This window comes from Mycobacterium sp. UM_Kg1 (assembly GCF_000972925.1).
GTDB lineage: Bacteria > Actinomycetota > Actinomycetes > Mycobacteriales > Mycobacteriaceae > Mycobacterium > Mycobacterium hiberniae.
The window spans coordinates 26,466-43,102 of sequence record NZ_JRMK01000022.1; the positions used below are offsets into that span (position 1 = coordinate 26,466).

The 16,637-nt window shown below is 65.7% G+C and carries 16 protein-coding genes; 5 read left to right on the forward strand and 11 right to left on the reverse strand.

What is annotated here, in order from left to right; all coding sequences use genetic code 11:
• Nucleotides 1-3 precede the first annotated feature (3 nt).
• The 7 genes from LI92_RS05590 to LI92_RS05620 form a co-directional block, all read right to left on the reverse strand.
• Nucleotides 4-894, reverse strand: coding sequence for an SDR family NAD(P)-dependent oxidoreductase (locus LI92_RS05590; protein ID WP_046316856.1), 891 nt, complete (start codon nucleotides 892-894; stop codon nucleotides 4-6).
• 3 nt (nucleotides 895-897) lie between these two features.
• A complete protein-coding gene (locus LI92_RS05595) occupies nucleotides 898-1,404 on the reverse strand; it encodes a nuclear transport factor 2 family protein (protein WP_046316858.1) in 507 nt (168 codons plus the stop codon).
• A 110-nt stretch (nucleotides 1,405-1,514) separates the two neighbouring features.
• The gene (locus tag LI92_RS05600; protein ID WP_046316861.1) at nucleotides 1,515-2,552 is read right to left on the reverse strand and encodes an acyl-CoA dehydrogenase family protein; all 1,038 of its coding nucleotides are present in this window, start codon (nucleotides 2,550-2,552) and stop codon (nucleotides 1,515-1,517) included.
• Nucleotides 2,549-3,700, reverse strand: a complete 1,152-nt coding sequence (locus LI92_RS05605; protein ID WP_046316904.1) for an acyl-CoA dehydrogenase family protein — start codon at nucleotides 3,698-3,700, stop codon at nucleotides 2,549-2,551. Before LI92_RS05605 ends, LI92_RS05600 begins: the two co-directional genes overlap by 4 nt.
• Entirely contained in the window at nucleotides 3,700-4,485 is a 786-nt protein-coding gene (locus tag LI92_RS05610; protein WP_046316863.1) for a crotonase/enoyl-CoA hydratase family protein, read from the reverse strand. Before LI92_RS05610 ends, LI92_RS05605 begins: the two co-directional genes overlap by 1 nt.
• A 56-nt stretch (nucleotides 4,486-4,541) precedes the next feature.
• Nucleotides 4,542-5,966: an aldehyde dehydrogenase family protein gene (locus LI92_RS05615; RefSeq protein WP_046316865.1), complete on the reverse strand. Its 1,425-nt coding sequence runs from the start codon at nucleotides 5,964-5,966 to the stop codon at nucleotides 4,542-4,544.
• Between the two features lie 25 nt (nucleotides 5,967-5,991).
• Nucleotides 5,992-7,110, reverse strand: a complete 1,119-nt coding sequence (locus tag LI92_RS05620; protein ID WP_046316867.1) for a zinc-binding dehydrogenase — start codon at nucleotides 7,108-7,110, stop codon at nucleotides 5,992-5,994.
• A 238-nt stretch (nucleotides 7,111-7,348) separates the two neighbouring features.
• Between LI92_RS05620 and LI92_RS05625 the strand changes: the two genes are divergently transcribed.
• Together LI92_RS05625 and LI92_RS05630 are read left to right on the forward strand one after the other, a co-directional pair.
• A complete protein-coding gene (locus LI92_RS05625) occupies nucleotides 7,349-7,936 on the forward strand; it encodes a TetR/AcrR family transcriptional regulator (protein WP_046316869.1) in 588 nt (195 codons plus the stop codon).
• Nucleotides 7,933-9,153, forward strand: coding sequence for an NADH:flavin oxidoreductase (locus LI92_RS05630; protein WP_152665344.1), 1,221 nt, complete (start codon nucleotides 7,933-7,935; stop codon nucleotides 9,151-9,153). The genes LI92_RS05625 and LI92_RS05630 overlap by 4 nt, the downstream gene beginning before the upstream one ends.
• Here LI92_RS05630 and LI92_RS05635 read toward each other — a convergent pair.
• Nucleotides 9,101-10,708, reverse strand: a complete 1,608-nt coding sequence (locus tag LI92_RS05635) for an acyl-CoA synthetase (protein WP_046316871.1) — start codon at nucleotides 10,706-10,708, stop codon at nucleotides 9,101-9,103. The genes LI92_RS05630 and LI92_RS05635 overlap by 53 nt on opposite strands.
• A gap of 118 nt (nucleotides 10,709-10,826) precedes the next feature.
• Between LI92_RS05635 and LI92_RS05640 the strand changes: the two genes are divergently transcribed.
• Nucleotides 10,827-12,749: a flavin-containing monooxygenase gene (locus LI92_RS05640; RefSeq protein ID WP_046316873.1), complete on the forward strand. Its 1,923-nt coding sequence runs from the start codon at nucleotides 10,827-10,829 to the stop codon at nucleotides 12,747-12,749.
• On the forward strand, nucleotides 12,746-13,633 hold the full coding sequence (locus tag LI92_RS05645; RefSeq protein WP_046316876.1) for an SDR family NAD(P)-dependent oxidoreductase: 888 nt from the start codon (nucleotides 12,746-12,748) through the stop codon (nucleotides 13,631-13,633). The genes LI92_RS05640 and LI92_RS05645 overlap by 4 nt, the downstream gene beginning before the upstream one ends.
• A gap of 5 nt (nucleotides 13,634-13,638) precedes the next feature.
• Here the strand turns inward: LI92_RS05645 and LI92_RS05650 are convergent, their stop codons facing one another.
• Both LI92_RS05650 and LI92_RS05655 read right to left on the reverse strand, forming a co-directional pair.
• Nucleotides 13,639-14,265 carry a Dabb family protein gene (locus LI92_RS05650; protein WP_046316878.1) on the reverse strand — a complete coding sequence of 209 codons (627 nt, stop codon included), beginning with the start codon at nucleotides 14,263-14,265 and terminating at the stop codon, nucleotides 13,639-13,641.
• A complete protein-coding gene (locus LI92_RS05655; RefSeq protein ID WP_046316880.1) occupies nucleotides 14,258-14,623 on the reverse strand; it encodes a hypothetical protein in 366 nt (121 codons plus the stop codon). The genes LI92_RS05650 and LI92_RS05655 overlap by 8 nt, the downstream gene beginning before the upstream one ends.
• Nucleotides 14,624-14,724: 101 nt before the next feature.
• Between LI92_RS05655 and LI92_RS05660 the strand changes: the two genes are divergently transcribed.
• A complete protein-coding gene (locus LI92_RS05660; protein ID WP_046316882.1) occupies nucleotides 14,725-15,963 on the forward strand; it encodes an NADH:flavin oxidoreductase in 1,239 nt (412 codons plus the stop codon).
• On the opposite strand, the gene LI92_RS05665 is transcribed toward LI92_RS05660, so the two are convergent.
• On the reverse strand, nucleotides 15,953-16,637 hold a 685-nt coding region (locus LI92_RS05665), incomplete at its 5' end, for an alpha/beta hydrolase (RefSeq protein ID WP_046316884.1). The genes LI92_RS05660 and LI92_RS05665 overlap by 11 nt on opposite strands.

Sequence of the window (16,637 nt, forward strand, 5' to 3'; positions counted from 1 at the left end):
CTCCTAGTGTTTGGCGGGATCGAAACGGCGTTTGTCGCGCAACGACGGCGGGACCAGGGTGCGCAGCGCTTCGGCCCGCTCGGCCATCGCCGAACGCACATACTCGGGCTGCGTCAACACATAGAACGCGCCTTGAGCGGACTGCTCGAAAATCACTGCGGCGGCGTCGAGAGGATCCATCGCCCCCGCTTTGATCGCCAACATCGCGTCGCGTTGTGAGTCGGCCGCATCGACGTCCGCGCCGTCGACGTCGGCACTTACGCCGCCCGCCGCTTCGAAGATGTTGGACTTCACCGCACCGGGCAGCACCGCCTGGACATGGATGTGGTCGTCATGACCGGCCAACTGGACCTCCAGGCGCAGACACTCGGTCAGCGCCAGGACTGCGTGCTTGCTGACGATGTAGGGGGTCTGCAGGGGAACGGCTGCCACGCCCCCGATCGACGACAGGTTCCAGATCCAGGCCGGTTCGCCGGCGGCGATCATCGTGGGCAGAAAGGCTCGGACGCCGTGGAACACACCGCTGACGTTGATGTCCATCACGCGGTTCCAATTGGCCACCGGCGTATCCCACAGATACCCGAACTGCTCCACGCCGGCATTGTTGACCAGCAGCCGTACCGGTCCGATCTCGCGCTGGGTGCGCTCGGCGAGGGCCGCCAACGCCTCGGGGTCGCGGACGTCGCAGACCACGTCGAGGGCCGCACCGCCGTCGGCGACGATCTCGTCGCGCATCGCCGCAATGGCGGCGCCGTCGACATCGGCTAAGACCACCGACATCCCCAGGCGGTGAGCGTGACGGGCCAGGCCGGCGCCGATACCGGCGCCGGCCCCGGTGATGACGGCGACACCACCGCCGAAGATCTCGGCTGGGCTCGTCTCAGCGGTACGCACCGGTCAGCTGTTCGCCGAGGCATCCGCGGCGCCCTGCAGCCCGGCGCCGGAGAGCGGTTCGGAGTTGGTCGCATCCAGGATGACCGACATCTTGGTGAACTCCAGCTCGCCGGAGCCGCTGGCTTTGCGGCGCACATCGACCTCGGCGATCCCGCTGGACACGGCGAACGGCACGAAGTTCGTCACCTGATTGACGAAGATGTAGAAGCGGGCTGAGGTGATGTCGCCGTCCGTGCCGGTGATGTGCAGGTTGGTGGTGTGATGCCGCAGCGGGTACGGGCTGGCCTGACGGTGCTCGGTCAGCCAGGGAACGATCTCCGCTGCGGTGCTCAGCTCCGCGGCGAGGGATTCTTCGAACGGGCAGGAGCCGGAGTCGCTGCGGCTGAGGTAGACGGCATCGCCGGCGAACGCTGCACCCATCTGCGCGTAGTCGGCCTGATCGTAGTGGTACCAGAACCGGCCGATGAAGTTTTGCAGCTCGGCCAGCGAGATGGCAGCGTCAGTACTCACGAAAGTCGTCTCCCGGTGTCGATCGTGCGGAACCCGAAGGTGGGCTCTTGGGAGTCAACCGGGAATCCGGGGCCGATGGCACGCGGGTAACCGATCAGTGGAACATCGGGTCAGTCGGTTATCAGGCTCCACAGACCGGACGCCCCGGCGGCCAGTGCGGCACGCGTGACCTCCTCGTCCCAGTACCGGACGGATCCGTACTCCGATCGCCAGGCCAGGGCGGCACGGGTGTACTCGTGCAGTCGATGTTCGATGGTGGTACCGATGGCGCCGAAGATCTGGTGGCCGTTTCGGACTGCGACCGAGGTGGCGTGCCCGGCGCAGGAGCGCGCCACGGCGACGAGGAATCCCAAGTTGGATGCCGACCAGTCGCTGGCGACAGCCGCTGCCAGGGCAGCTTCGGTGGCCGCGCGCGCCAGTGCTGCTTCTGCGGCCATATCGGAGATCAGATGCTGGATCGCCTGGAACTTCGACAGCGGCCGGCCGAATTGATGCCGTGCCGCCGCGAATTCGACGGACAACTCGAGGATGCTGTCCAATGCCGCGCAGACCTGGATCGCTCGCACCAAGGCACACTTGCGCCGCAGCTGCGTGACCAGGTCCGTGGTGACCACCTTCCCGCTCAGCGCAGCGATATCGGCGGTGACGGTGTCGCGGGGCTCTCCGATAAGGTTGGCGCCCGCCGTGATTCGCAGGTCTGTGCGATCCACGTCAGCCATGAGGTAGTGCGGTCCGTCCGGCCAGACGGCCACGATCCGGTCAGCCGTCGAGGCCCACGGCACTGCCGTTGCGGTGCCGGCCACATCGAGGATGCAGACGGTGCGTGCGCCCCCGTCGACCGGGGCGCCGACGGCTTCGAGCAGCCAGCAGGCCAACACGTCATGTTCGGCCAACGGGGTGCGTACACCGTGGCGGACCGCCGCGGCGATCAGCTCGGCCGCTTCGTGCCAACCCGCACCGCTTCCCCCGGACCGTTCCGAACCCGACAGTCGGACCAGGCCCAATTGATCCAGACGCGACCATAATTCGATGTCGCGAGTGATCGGTGCGCGGTGCGGCCGGTTTGCGCGGTGCTCCGCCAGCACCGCATCGATCATCTTGACCAGGTCGAGGTCGACGGTGGCGTCCGTGGCTCCAGTGTTGGTCATCGCAGTCCCAATCCGCGCGCGATCACGCCGCGCAGCACCTCGTTCGTGCCGCCACGCAGCGTGAAGCCGGGGCGTTGATCCACCGCGGAACCGACCAGCTCGCGGTACCGGGATCCGATGGTCGAGTCGTCGCCGGCGTACAGGTCGGCGAAATCGGCGATGTCGCCTTCGGTAGTCGTGCCGAGCACCTTGACCACAGCGGCCGCGACGTCGGCGGGCTCACGCCGTTCCAGAGCGCCGGCCACAGCGGTGGACATCCGGTGCAGCCCCGCAACCCTGGCCACCAGACGACCCAGGTCGGCATCGCGGCCGATCGCCTGGCCGGCCATCACTTCCGCGGAAGCGGCCAGCAGCGGGAAAGTGGAGAGCAGTCGCTCGGGTCCGCTGCGCTCGAAGGCGAGTTCGGACGTGACCTGGTGCCACCCATCGCCGATCGCACCGAAAACCATGGTGTCGGGTACGAATGCGTCATCGAGGATGACTTCGTTGAAGTGGTGCCCGCCGTTCATCGAGATGATGGGCCGTACTTCGACGCCGGGGTCGGCGAACCGCACGATGAACTGGCTGAGTCCGGCGTGCCGGTGAGCGGGATCGACCGGCGCGGTGCGAGCGAGCACGATGAACGCGTGGGCGCGGTGTGCTCCCGACGTCCAGACCTTGGTGCCCGTCAAGCTCCAACCGCCGTCGGTCGCAACCGCACGGGTCCGCACGCTGGCGAGATCCGAACCGGAGTCCGGCTCGCTCATGCCGATACCGAAGAAGCACTCACCGGCGGTGATCTTCGGCAGGAACTCTCGCTTGTGTGCTTCGGTGCCGTACTTCAGCAGTGCGGGGACGATCTGTCGATCGGCGATCCAGTGCGCCGCCACCGGCGCGCCGGCCGCCAGCAGCTCCTCGGTGACGACGAATCGCTCCAGAAACGAACGTCCATGTCCGCCGTATTCTTTCGGCACGGTCATGCCCAACCAGCCCCGGGCGGCCAGCGCCCGGGTGAAGTCTTCGTCCCAACCGCACAGCCAGGCATCCACCGACGGGGTGAAACGGCCCGCCGCGAGCTGTTCGGCGACAAATGCCCGGACTTCGGCTCGCAGTGCAGCGGTGTCCGCCGACTCCGCGGTCGCCGCGGGGACCAGGCGGGGGAGGGCCATCAGACGCTCCGCCACTGGGCGATGCGCCGCTCATGCTCGGCGTCGCGGTGCGCCAGGGGCTGCATCGCTGCGGCCATGGCCAGCGTGGATTCCAGCAGACCGGTTCGTGATTCCTGCAGCAGACGCTTGGCCATCCGCAGGGCATGCGGGGGATTCTTGACGATCCGCTCCGCGAGCCCCATCGCTGCGCTCATGAGATCTTCGTGGGGGACCACTCGGCTGACCAGCCCCCACGCGTGGGCGGTGGCCGCATCGATGCGGTCGCCGGTCAGGGTCATCTCGGCGGCCCGCTCGTAGCCGATGGCCCGTTGCAGAAACCAGGTGCCGCCGTCGCCGGGGACAAGCCCGATCTGTACGAAACTCTCGGCGAAAGAAGCACGTTCGGAGGCGATCCTGATGTCGCACATCGTGGCCAGATCGCAGCCGGCGCCGACCGCCGCGCCGTTGACCGCCGCGATGATCGGAACCTCGAGACGCGCCAGCGCTCGTGGTAGGCGCTGTATTCCGTCGACGTAGGCGTAACGCTGCTCGATTGCTTCCAGCCCGAACATGCCCTCGTGGTTGGCCATGTCTTTGACGTTGCCGCCGGCTGAGAAGATCTTTCCGGCGCCGGTGAGGATCACCGCCCGCACGCCGGTATCGGAATTGGCGGCATCGACTGCGCCCTCGAACGCGGTGATGAAGTCCTGGTCGGTGATGGCATTGCCCAGGTGCGGCAGGTTGATGGTCCACACCTGCACGGCGCCTTCGGGCGCGATGACCAGCGGACCGGTTGTTGTGCTCATGATGGGAATACCTCGATTCTGGCTTGCGGAGCTGGGTCGTCGCGGTCGGGCGCTGATCAGGGCAACTGCAGTGACTTGATCTGCAGGTACTCCTCGAACCCGATTCGCCCCAGCTCCCGTCCGATCCCGGATTTCTTGTAGCCGCCGAAGGGTGCCGCGGGGTTGTACTTGCCGCCGTTGACATCGATCTGACCGGACTCTACCTGGCGGGCGAAGGCGATCGCGGTGTCGTCGTCGGCCGCCCATACCGCACCCGATAGGCCGTAGGGCGTGCCGTTGGCGATGCTCAGCGCCTCGTCGGTGTCGCGGAACGGAATGACGGCCAGCACCGGCCCGAACACCTCTTCCTGGCCCAGTTCGGAGTCCGGGTGGACGTCGGCGAAGACGGTGGGGGCGATGTAGTAGCCCACGTCGGGCAGCTTGTGGCCGCCCCCGGTCAGGAGGCGGGCGCCATCGCGCGGCGCCCGCTCGATGAAGCCGAGCACCGATTGATACTGAGCTTCCGAGGCCGACGGACCGAGCCGGGTGCCCGGATCCCAAGGGGCCCCGACCGAGTACTTCGAAACCGCGGCCTGCACCAGATCCAAGGCTTCACTGTATCGGGACAGCGGCACCAGCATCCGGGTCCAGGCCATGCAGGTTTGGCCACCGTTGAGGAAGGCATTTCCGACGCCGACCTTGATCGCGGTGGCCAGGTCGGCGCCGTCAAGGATCACGTTGGCCGATTTGCCGCCGAGCTCCAGCGCAACCTTCTTGATGGACTTGCCGGCCAGTTCCCCGACTCGGCTTCCCACCGCGGTGGATCCGGTGAACGAGACGAAGTCCACATCGGGATGACTCGACATCCGCTCGCCGATGATCCGGCCGGGTCCCGATACCAGGTTGACCACCCCCGGCGGCAGACCCGCATCCGCGATCGCGTCGACGAACTCGAATACCGACAGGGGAGCCTCGTTGCTGGGTTTGAGCACGACGGTACAACCGGCTGCTATGGCGGGCAGGACTTTGGCGACCACTTGGTACAGCGGGTAGTTCCACGGTGTGATCGCCGCGACTACGCCGTAGGGCTCCCGCACCACCAGTGAATTGCCGATCCGCTCCTCGAATTCGAATGTGGCCAGGGCCTCGGCGAATCCGCGAGCGACGGCAAGCGGTACCTGCGTCTGCACGCCCTGTGCGATGCGGATCGGGGCGCCCATTTCACGCGTGATGGTCTCGGCGATGTCGGGCAGTCGCCGTTGCATTGCGGTGATCACCGCATCGAGACGCTCTCGCCGTTCCGTGACGCTGATCAGCGGATCGAACGCGGCGCGTGCCGCGGTGACCGCGGCGTCGACGTCGGCTTCGGTACCGCTGGGGACATGGCCGCAGACCTCCTCCGTCGCCGGGTCGATCACCTCGACGATGCCCGTGCCGTCGGGTTGCACCCATTGCCCGTCGATGAAGAGCTTGGTGCGCGTGTAGTCGTGGTTGTTGCTCATGGTTGCTCTCCGCTCATCTGCGTTTCTACGGGACGATGCTGGCGCGGACATCGCGTTTGCCTTCGGCGGCGGCGAAGGCTTCGTTGATGTCGTCGAGCGAGTAGCAGGCGGAGGCGAGCCGTTCGAAGGGCAATCTGTGCTGATGCTCCGCCAGGAAGTCCAGGGCCCGAGACAGCACGGCCGGGTCATAGAGCGAGACCCCGACCATGGTCTTGTTGCCGAAGACGAAACGAGACGGGTCGAACTCGAAAGACTTGCCGATGTTGATGTTGCCGATCTCGACATAGCGGCCGAACTGGCCGAGCAGCTTGAGGCCCTCGTCGATCGCCGAGGGATGACCGACCACTTCGACCACCACGTCGGCGCCCTGCCCGTCGGTGAGTTTGCGGACGAGCTTGGCGCGTTCCTTCTCAGTGGTGACTTCGGTGATGTCGATGACGACGTCAGCGCCGAACGTCTTGGCCAGTTCGAGTCGCTCCGGGATGCCGTCGATGGCGATTACCTTGGCGGCGCCGCGGGCCTTGGCCACTGCGACGGCATACAGGCCGAGCGCGCCTGCGCCCTGGACGACCACGTACTCGCCGAGCTGCTGATCAACCCGTTCCAGCCCGTACATCACCTGCGACAGAGCGCAGTTGGCGCCGGCCGCGATCTCGTCGGAGACGGAGTCCGGGACGGTGTAGACCACCGCGCCGGCCGGTAGCAGGAAATAGTCGCCGTAGCCGCCGACGAAGTACGGCGGTTCATCGGCGCGGCCCAGCATCGCCATCTTGAGGTTCAGGCAGGCGTTGCGGCGCCCGGCCAGACAGTTGCGGCAGGTGTGGCAGCAGAAGAAGTACGGGAAGACCACTCGGGTGCCGACGCTCAGCTGCCTGCCGTTGGAATCAGCGGTGACGCCCTCGCCGAGTTCGGACACCGATCCGACCATTTCGTGACCGAGAACCGTGGGAAGCTGGCCGCCCAGGCCGCGGGTGGCGAAGGTTCCGTGCCAGGCGTGCACATCGGAGCCGCAGATGTTGGCCCGGGTCACTTTGATCAGGATCTGGCCCGGGCCGACTTCGGGCAACGGGACCGTGTCGATCTCGAACGGCTTTCCGGGTTCGTCGAACCGGGCGATGCGACCCGTGTTTTGGCGTGGACTCACGGCTGAGTTCCTTTCATGCGAAATCAGATTCGATGTCAGGCGCCCGCTGCGGTGGTGCCGTCGCAGCCAGAACCGGCGCAGTGCCCGTGCCGGAGGCTATCCGTGGCCCGGTCGCCGGGCCCAGGGTGTTTCCCGCCCAGCGGTCAGTGCAGGCACGAACCAGATCACAGTGACTGGTGGGCGCGCCCGCGAGCAATCACTGATTGAATCAGTGATTGAAGTCTGATCTAATGCTGCTATGACCGGCACCGAGACCTCCACTCGCGAGAAGCTGCTGAACGTGACCGAACGACTGTTGCTCGAATCCGGCTATGAGGCGGTGTCGGTCCGTGCCGTTTGCGTCGCGGCCGGGGTGAATCCGGCCGCGGTGCACTACCATTTCGGATCGAAAGTGGGGTTGGTGACGGCGCTGTTAGAGGCCCGTTTGGGCCCACTGTGGGCAGAAGCGCTGCCTGAGGTCACGGCCGACTATGTGATGCCGATCGGTACCGCGGTCCAGATCGTGGTGGATCCGATTGCGACGCTGGCCGCCGATCCGGCAGGGCGGCTGTATCTGCACCTGTTGGCGCGTCTGCTGTTGGCCCGCAATGAAATCGAGTGGACCAGAAAATGGTTCACGGTGACACCCTGGGCGCGCATACTGTCCGCCCAGGTGGCTGGATTGAGTGAGCGAGATGCCGCACGCCGGTGGATGATGGCGTTCGAGCTGATCTTCGTGCAGTTCGGTGACCCGCTCGCCGGCGACCGTCGACTCACCGATGAGCAGGTGATGGCCCTGCGAGATTTCGTCACGGCGGGGCTCTCAGCGCCGGTGGCCCGCCCGTGAATACCGTGGCCGCCGACGTCCTCGGTAAGGCGACGCTTGGGCCAGTCACGCTGCGGAACCGCGTCATCAAAGCGGCGACTTTCGAGGCGCGCACGCCCGGCGGCGCCGTCACCGGCGACCTGATCGACTTCCATCGTGCTCTCGCCGCAGGCGGCGTCGGGATGACGACCGTGGCTTACTGTGCTGTGTCGCCGGAGGGGCGAACTGAACGGGACCAGATCCTCATGGCGCCGGAGGCAGTCGACGGGCTGCAGCGCTTGACCGATGCCGTCCGTGCCGAGGGTGCCGCTGTGTGTGCACAGTTGGGGCATGCCGGTCCCGTTGCGAACGCCCGGTCCAACGGGCTGCCTGCGGTCTCCCCGAGCAGACTGTTCAGTCCACTCGGGATGGCATCCAGCCGCCGTCCGGATGCCGACGACCTGAGCCGGATCGTCGCCGACCACGCCAGAGCGGCGGCCTTGGCGGCTGCGTCCGGCTTTGATGCGGTGGAGCTGCATTTCGGACACAACTATCTCGTCAGCTCATTCTTCAGTCCGCTGCTGAACCGTCGCCGCGACGGTTACGGCGGCAGCCTCATGAATCGAGCCCGGTTAGCCCGCGAGATTGCCTTAGCGGTCAGAGAGCGTGTCGGACACCGCATAGCGATCACCGCGAAACTCAATATGGCAGACGGTATTCGAGGTGGCCTGCGCCTGGAAGAGGCCTTGCAGATCGGTCGATGGCTGCAAGATGACGGTGCGCTGGACGCGCTTCAGCTCACGGCGGGCAGTTCGCTGCTCAATCCGATGTACTACTTCCGAGGCCGAGCGCCCCGCACCGAATTCGCGGCAGCTTTTCCGCGCCCGCTGAGCTGGCTCCTGGCTACCGCTGGCCGGCGCTTCCTACGTCAGTACCCGTTCGAAGAACTCTATCTACTCGACATGGCTCGTCAGTTCCGGCATGAACTGAGCATGCCGTTGATTCTGCTCGGCGGCATCACCGACCGTCGCAGCATGGATCGGGCGATGAGCGAAGGATTTGATTTCGTAGCGATGGCCCGAAGCCTGCTGCGAAACCCGTATCTGGTCAAAAGTATCGAGGCGGACGCAGATACGAGCTCGCTGTGCACGCATTGCAACAGTTGCATGGTGACGATCTTCGAGCGGACTCGTTGCGTTCTGCGCCCTACCGGGATGGACCGGGATCCCCTGCCCCTGCCGCAACCTCCTCAGCGCTGAACCGTTCGCGTAACAGGCGTTTGAGCAGTTTCCCACTCGGATTCTTGGGCAACGAGTCGACGAAGAACAGCTGCTTGGGCGTTTTGAATCCGGCCAGATGCGCACGGCAGTGGCCGAGGAGTTCGTCTTCGGTGATCAGGATTCCGTCGCGGACCACCACGGCGGCGACCACCGCTTCCACCCAACGCGGGTGAGGCAGCCCGAATACGGCGACTTCCTGAACGCCGGGATGCCGGTAGATGACCTCTTCGACTTCGCGGCTGGCGACATTCTCGCCGCCGGTCTTGATCATGTCCTTCTTGCGGTCCACGACATGCAGCAGTCCGTGCGCGTCGTAGTAGCCGAGATCGCCGGAGTGGAACCAGCTGCCGCGGAACGCATCCGCCGTCTTCTCTTCGTCGTCGAGGTAGCCGAGCATCAGATGCGGACTTCGATGAACGATCTCGCCGACGACGCCGGGGTCGACGGGGATGTTGTCCTCGTCGACGATCGCCGTTTCCACATTGATCACCGGTCTCCCCGCAGAGCCGGCGTGGGTGTCCTGCTCCTCAGGTCCCAGAGCCGATGCCAAGGGGGCCATCTCGGTCTGGCCGTAGAAGTTCCACAACCGCAGTTCGGGCAGCCGTTCGCGCATCTCGGCAAGGATCTCGGCGGGCATCGCCGAGGCGCCGTAGTAGCCCTTACGCAGACTGGACAGGTCCACCTGTTTGAGGAGCGGGGATCGCAGCAGCGAGATCCACACTGTTGGTGGCGCAAAATAGCTGGTGGCGCTGTATGTTTCGATCGACCGCAGCACCAGTTCGGGTTCCGGTCGCGGCAGAATGACGCTGGTGGCGCCGAGGTAGACGGCGGGGATCAAGAAGTTGTCCAGCTGCGCGCAGTGATACAGCGGCAGGGAGTGGACCACGATGTCGGTGCCTGTCATCGAGCCGGCGATGATCGAACTGATGTAGTTGCCCATCAGACTTCGGGTGGAATGCATCGCGCCTTTGGGGTGCGACTCCGTACCGCTGGTGTACATCAGCCGAATGAGCTGATCGTCGGCGACGTGCGGTCGGGGCGCGGTGGACGTGGTCTGCAACCATCGGCTGAAGTCGTCCCAGCCCGATGGCAGGGTTTGTCCGGGGAGGGCAAAGGCGGCCGTCGTTCGCACGTGGCCGCCGAGCCGCATCGCGGTGGCGGCGGTGGACGCCAGGTCGGCTTCGGCGATCAGGCCCACCGCTCGGCTGTGCTCGAGGATGAACGAGATCTCCTCGGCGGTCAGCATGAAGTTGATCGGTATCAACACCACACCCGCTCGTGCGGTGGCGAAAGCCAGCACCGCGTACTGCCAACAGTTGTGCGACAGCACCGCGACACGGTCACCGCAGCGCAACCCGTTGTCCTGCAACGCCGCCGAGGTGCGATCGACCAGGCGCTCGAACTCGGCGAAAGTCAGGCGGACATCGCCGTCGATCACAGCGATCTTGCCCGGCTGTTTGCGCGCCGAGCGTCGCGGGATGTCACCGAGTGCGTGACTGCGTGCCGCGGCGAGCATGTCATCCAGCTCGTTCATGGCCTGGACTGTAGGGCCGGCGGGCGGGCCCCCGCCAAGCCACGTCCCGCTGAGTAGACAGGACGCGGGCGGACAGCAGCGGGCGGACACATACTCAGGCCTCGAGCAAGGAGGTTCGATGACGACCGACGCGACCGTGTCAGCCGACCATAGGGGTTCGGATCCCGGCGAACTGCGGCATTATCTGGGCCAGGCCGACGCCGGAGTGCTGGTTGCGGTGCTGGCGCAACTGTCCGGAGACCCCGCCGTGGTCGACCGGTTCGCCGGCAAGATCTCGTTCGAGCCCGACCCCCCGGAGCAGGTCGGTGTCACCGACCCCGAGACTCGCGAGGCGCTGGTGGAGTCGGTGATCGAAGCGCTCGGTCGTCCGCGTCCGGCAAGCGCGCTGCCCAGCGACGATCCCGGACTTTTTGCCCGGATCGCGCCACTGGCACTGGGCACCGAAGTGGGTGACGAGTATGTGGGGCTGTTGTTGGAGCAGGGCGGGTTTCACCCGTCACAGCCGGTGCTGCCGCGTACCGCCGAGCTCCCGAAGGAGTTCAAAGTCGTCATTGTCGGCGCCGGAATTGCCGGTATGGCCGCTGCCCTGGAATGCGCTGCCGCCGGAATCGAATACGAGATCATCGACCGCAACGACGAGGTGGGCGGCACCTGGTACACCACCGTCTACCCGGGCATCGGTGTCGACACCCCGTCGGCTTACTATTCGCTGTCGCGCGACATCAACGCCGCGTGGTCGAGCTACTATCCGCAAGGCGCTGAGTATCAGAAGTATCTGGAGTCGGTTGCCACGGAAAACGATCTGCGCAGCCATACCAGGTTCAGCACCGAGGTCGAGGCGCTTTGGTGGGACGAGCAGCTCAACAAGTGGCAGGTGCACACCGCTGGTCCCGACGGCGCTCGCGAGGTCGGCTACGCCAACGTGGTGATCCCGGCAGCCGGTTACCTCAACCGTCCGCGACTGCCCGACATCGACGGCGCAGCCTCCTTTGGCGGCGTGAGCATCCATTCCGCGCAATGGGACCCGAACCTTGACCTGCGCGGCAAGAAGGTGGCGATCATCGGGGCCGGCTGTACCGCGGTACAGATCGTCGATGCCTGCGTCGGCGACGTCAAGCATCTGACGGTGTTCCAGCGGCAGCCGCATTGGGTGGCGCCCCGCAAGCGCCTGACCGATGACGTGCCCGAACACCGCAGGTGGCTCAACACGAATATCCCGTTCTACGCCAACTGGACTCGCCTCAAGTCGTTCTGGGGAACCGCCGACAACAACTATCCCGTTATCGTGCGAGACCCCGAGTGGGCGGCAGACCACCTGTCGATCTCACCGGCCAACGACCGGCTGCTGCAGATGTGCCTGGACTACATCGATCGGGTCTTCGGCGCCGATTCAGAGCTGGCGAAGAAGGTCACCCCCGACTTTGCGCCGTACGGCAAACGCATCATCCGCGACCCCGGTGGCTACTACCAAGCCTTGACCGAGTCCCATGTCGATGTCGAGGCCAGCGAGCCGGCTCGGGTCAACGAGCGTGGAATCGTCACTCAAGACGGTCGGCAGATAGACCTGGACGTCATCGTCTACGCCACCGGCTACCACCTGGATTTCTTGTCGACAGTGGATATCCGCGGTCGCGACGGCATCAGGCTCAATGAGGTCTGGGGCGCCAGCCCGAGCGCATACCGGGGCGGCATGGTGCCCGGTTTCCCCAACCTGTTCATCTCGTCGGCACCGAACTACAGCCCGGGTCATGGCGCCGGGCATAACTTCGGCGTGGAGGTGATGGTCCACTTCGTGATGGAATGCCTGCAGCTCATGGCGTTGCGCGGCGTCGCGACCATTGAGGTGACGCCGGAGGCGTTCACCGGCTACGTCGGACAGATCGACCAGGCGATGGCAGACACCGTCTGGTGCCACACACCCACCGCGCACACCTACTATCGCTCCGGCGGTGGGCGGATCGTGACCGCGTTCCCGTTCCGGCTGATCGATGTGTGGCAGAGTCACCGTGCGCCGATCGAGGAAGACCTCATCCTTCGATGACACGACTGCTCAGTGGAAGAACAGCATTGGTGACGGGCAGCAGTCGCGGGATCGGACGGGCGATCGCGCAGCGGCTGGCAGCGGAAGGGGCGACGGTCGCGGTGACCGCGCGCTCCCATCAGGCTTCGCCGTCGACACGCGCGGGGCAGACCGAGGCCTTGCCGGGCACGATCGACGAGACCGTCGCGCTTATCGAGGCGGCCGGTGGTAAGGCCTTCGGCATCGCCGCAGACTTGGAGGATCGACAGCAGCGAGCCGGGTTGGTCGACAACGTGGTCGAGCGAACCGGTCGCATCGACATCTTGGTCAACAACGCCGGATATGCCGACTACGACGTGGTCGAGAACATGTCGATGGCGACCTTCGACCGCACCGTCGAACACTACCTGCGCACGCCGTTCGCGCTGACCCAGGCGGCGATCCCGCACATGCGGCGACAGGGGGCGGGTTGGATCGTCAACATCGGCTCTGTCACCGGGCTTGCCCCGGTCCGGCCCTACCGCGAATACAACAAGTCGGCCGGTGACGTCGTGTACGCGTCGATGAAGTCCGCCTTGCACCGATTCACCCAGGGGGTGGCGGCCGAACTGCTGGACTCCAACATCGCCGTGAACGCCGTCGGACCGTCAAGCGCCGTGCGCACCCCCGGTGCGGCCGCCCTGATACCGGATTCGTTTCCCACCGAGCCGGTGGAGTACCTGGCCGAGACGGTCTTGGCGATGTGCCACCTTCCGGCGGCGGAGCGCACCGGACTGGTGGCCTTCAGCCTGCACTACCCGTGGTCGCAGAAGCTGGCAGTGCACAGTCTCGACGGGGCAACGGTGCTTCCGCCCCTGGAACCTCCGCAGACCGCCAATCCGAACATCCTGCCCGCCGGGCTGTGACGGCGTCAGGGCCCTAGAACGCCACGGTCCGTTGTGCAGAAGCTATGGCAGACGCGCTCGCGAACGATCACGTCGGTGGTCTCAGGATCGAACCAACGGTCCACCACTGCCCAGTGGATCGGGTGCATCAGATACGGGCTCACCAGCCCGGCCACATCGGTGAACTCCTGCTCGAACACATGCGTCCAGGCGGTGGTGCCCGTCGCCTCGCCCACTGTGCTCAGCTGCCATGCGCAGATGGTGCTGACATAGTCGGCCATCGACTTCAGCTCAGCCTCGAATCGGGCCACGGTCTGCGGTGGTGTCTCCGGCTCTACTCGCAGCAGGAGCGTCCGATAGACCGTACCGGTCCGGCCCGTGCTGGTCGGGCGGCCTCGGTACGTGGCGCCGTTGACCCGCGTGATCGCAGCATCGTCCAGCGCTGCGGCAAACCGTGACTCGACACTGCGCCAGACCGGCTCTTCGGAGAAGCGCAGGTGCACCACGATGTCGCCACCATTTCGCGAGCCGGGCTCGGTTGGTTCGATGACCCAACTCAAGGCGCCGCTGTGTTCGGCCAACGCTCGCAGGCCGGCCAGCACCCGGTCGAGTTCGCCCGGCTCGACGTCGAGGAGTCTGGTTACGTTAAACATCGGCTTCGCCCTCGAGCGCACACAGCATGTCGACATCTGTTGCCGCGGCCGCAACCGAGCGGGTGCGCGCGGCCACCAACTCATCGATCTCCGACCACCATTGACCCAGCCGGGGATCACTGCGGCCCTGCCAGGTCATCTGCCACCAGGCCAGCGGGCCGGGCAACGCCCACGTGATCGTGACGGTGTTCGACTCGTCGTCGAACCAGATGGGCGGACTGACCAGCACACTTCGCAGGGTCATCCCGCGATGCGTGGCCCCGGGCGCATACTCGGCGAGGTAGCGATCGACGAACCGTCGCGCTTGCCCCGGTTTGGTCAGCACACGGTCGATGACGAAGACCTCACCGTCAGCCATGCGACCAGGCTAGGGGCGGGCCGGTCGTGAGACCGACTGTAGTCCCGGACATCGGGAGACAGGCGTTGACGGACGCCGTCGACAGCGAGGACGGTTAGGCGATGAACGATCTCAGCCCGAATCCGTTCGCGCCGGCTCAGCTCGGTCCGGTCCGACTGCGCAATCGCGTCATCAAGGCCGCGACATCCGAAGGCCGTTCACCCGAGGGGCGGGTCACCGACGATCTGATCGATTTTCACCTGAGCTTTGCCAGGGGCGGGGTCGGCATGACCACGGTCGCATACTGCTGCGTGTCCAAGCAGGGGGCCAGCGCGCCGGGGCAGATCGTGATGGACGCCAAGGCTCTGCCGGGCCTCAAGAAGCTCACCGACGCGGTGCATGAGGCGGGCGCCGCCATCTCCGCTCAACTCGGCCATGCCGGTGTGGTCGCCCAGAAGAAGCTGACCGGCGTCACCGCGATCGCGCCGAGCCGCTTTGTCAATCCCACCTCTTTCGCCTATTGCCGGGAGATACGGCGCGATGAGATCGTCGACGTCATAGATCAGTTCGGCGCTGCGGCGCAGGTGGCAGTCGACGCGGGTTTTGACGCCGTCGAACTGCATTTCGGCCACCTGTATCTGCCCAGCTCGTTTCTTTCGCCCCTGATCAACCGGCGCAAGGACGAGTACGGGGGCGATATCGACAACCGGTCGCGGTTCGTGCGGGAGATCGCGCGTCGCGTCCGCGAGGTCGTCGGCGAGCGGATCGCCGTCATCGCGAAGTTGGACATGGACGACGGGTTGCCCGGCAGCATCTGGATCGACGAGGCGCTGCGCACCGCACAGCTTCTGGACGCCGACCGGACACTGGATGCCATCGAATTGACCCAGGGCTCATCGGTGTTCAAACCGATGTACCTTTTTCGCGGTGATGTGCCGGTGCGCGAGTTCGCCCGAGTGATGCCACCTGCGCTGCGCCCCGGCGTACGTGTGATGGGTAAGTGGGCGATGGGCAACTATCCGTATGAGGACCTGTACATGCTGCCCGCAGCACGTCAGTTCGTGCCGATCATGGTTAACACCAAGCTGATTCTTCTCGGTGGCATCACCAACCGTGACCATCTGGTGACCGGCATGCGTGAGGGCTTCGACTTCATGGCGATGGGCAGGGCACTGCTGCGGGAACCGGATCTGGTCAACAAGATGATCGGCGATCCCGAGGTGCGCAGCCGCTGCAACCACAACAACAAGTGCATGGTGACCGTTTTCACGCGCACGCACTGCGTCCTGGACCCACAACAGCGCTATGGCCAAGCCGCGCCCATGAGCGTGCCGTCCGAAGACCCGTCGGCTACCTCGTGACGGACGGGCCCAGGAGCCCGATCAGTGATGCGCACGCCTGGGCCCGGGCCCGGTGGCAGATGTCGAGGCTGGGCATGGTCATGAAGCCGTGCACACCGCCTTCGAAGTAGCGCACCACCGTGGGAACACCCGCGCCGCGCAGCGCCTCGGAGTAGGCGCGTCCCTCGTCGCGCAGCGGGTCATGGCCCGCTATCACCACCACCGCCGGCGCCAGCCCGGACAGGTCCGTGGACTTTAGGGGAGACGCATAGGGGTTGGACCGATCGGCGACGCTGGGCACGTATTGATCCCAGTACCACTGCAATGCGGGCTTCGGGTTGTAGTAGCCGCGGCCGAACTGACGGTAGGACGGCGTGTCGAAGTCGGCAGCGATGACCGGGTACAGCAGCAGTTGACCGTTCAGCTGCAGCTGGCCGCGGTCGCGTGCCATCAAAGCGGTGACGGCCGCAAGGTTGCCTCCGGCGCTGTCGCCGCCGACCAGCAGCCTGTTCGGGTCGCCGCCGAGTTCGGTGATGTGCTCTGCCGCCCAAACGGTGGCCGCATAGACGTCCTCGGCCGCGGCGGGCCACCGTCCTTCTTCGGGTGCACGCCGGTAGTGCACGGAAACCACCACGGCAGGAATCTGATTCGCAAAGTCACGGCACAGGTCGTCGTGGCTGTCCAGGTCGCAGAAC

What these genes read in the sequence shown, in the direction of transcription:
- LI92_RS05610 (WP_046316863.1), bottom strand. Translation starts at nt 4,485, where the DNA reads ATGAGCACAACAACCGGTCCGCTGGTCATCGCGCCCGAAGGCGCCGTG.
- LI92_RS05635 (WP_046316871.1), bottom strand. Translation starts at nt 10,708, where the DNA reads ATGAACGAGCTGGATGACATGCTCGCCGCGGCACGCAGTCACGCACTC.
- LI92_RS05655 (WP_046316880.1), bottom strand. Translation starts at nt 14,623, where the DNA reads ATGGCTGACGGTGAGGTCTTCGTCATCGACCGTGTGCTGACCAAACCG.
- LI92_RS05605 (WP_046316904.1), bottom strand. Translation starts at nt 3,700, where the DNA reads ATGGCCCTCCCCCGCCTGGTCCCCGCGGCGACCGCGGAGTCGGCGGAC.
- LI92_RS05615 (WP_046316865.1), bottom strand. Translation starts at nt 5,966, where the DNA reads ATGAGCAACAACCACGACTACACGCGCACCAAGCTCTTCATCGACGGG.
- LI92_RS05625 (WP_046316869.1), top strand. Translation starts at nt 7,349, where the DNA reads ATGACCGGCACCGAGACCTCCACTCGCGAGAAGCTGCTGAACGTGACC.
- LI92_RS05640 (WP_046316873.1), top strand. Translation starts at nt 10,827, where the DNA reads ATGACGACCGACGCGACCGTGTCAGCCGACCATAGGGGTTCGGATCCC.
- LI92_RS05600 (WP_046316861.1), bottom strand. Translation starts at nt 2,552, where the DNA reads ATGACCAACACTGGAGCCACGGACGCCACCGTCGACCTCGACCTGGTC.
- LI92_RS05650 (WP_046316878.1), bottom strand. Translation starts at nt 14,265, where the DNA reads ATGTTTAACGTAACCAGACTCCTCGACGTCGAGCCGGGCGAACTCGAC.
- LI92_RS05645 (WP_046316876.1), top strand. Translation starts at nt 12,746, where the DNA reads ATGACACGACTGCTCAGTGGAAGAACAGCATTGGTGACGGGCAGCAGT.
- LI92_RS05660 (WP_046316882.1), top strand. Translation starts at nt 14,725, where the DNA reads ATGAACGATCTCAGCCCGAATCCGTTCGCGCCGGCTCAGCTCGGTCCG.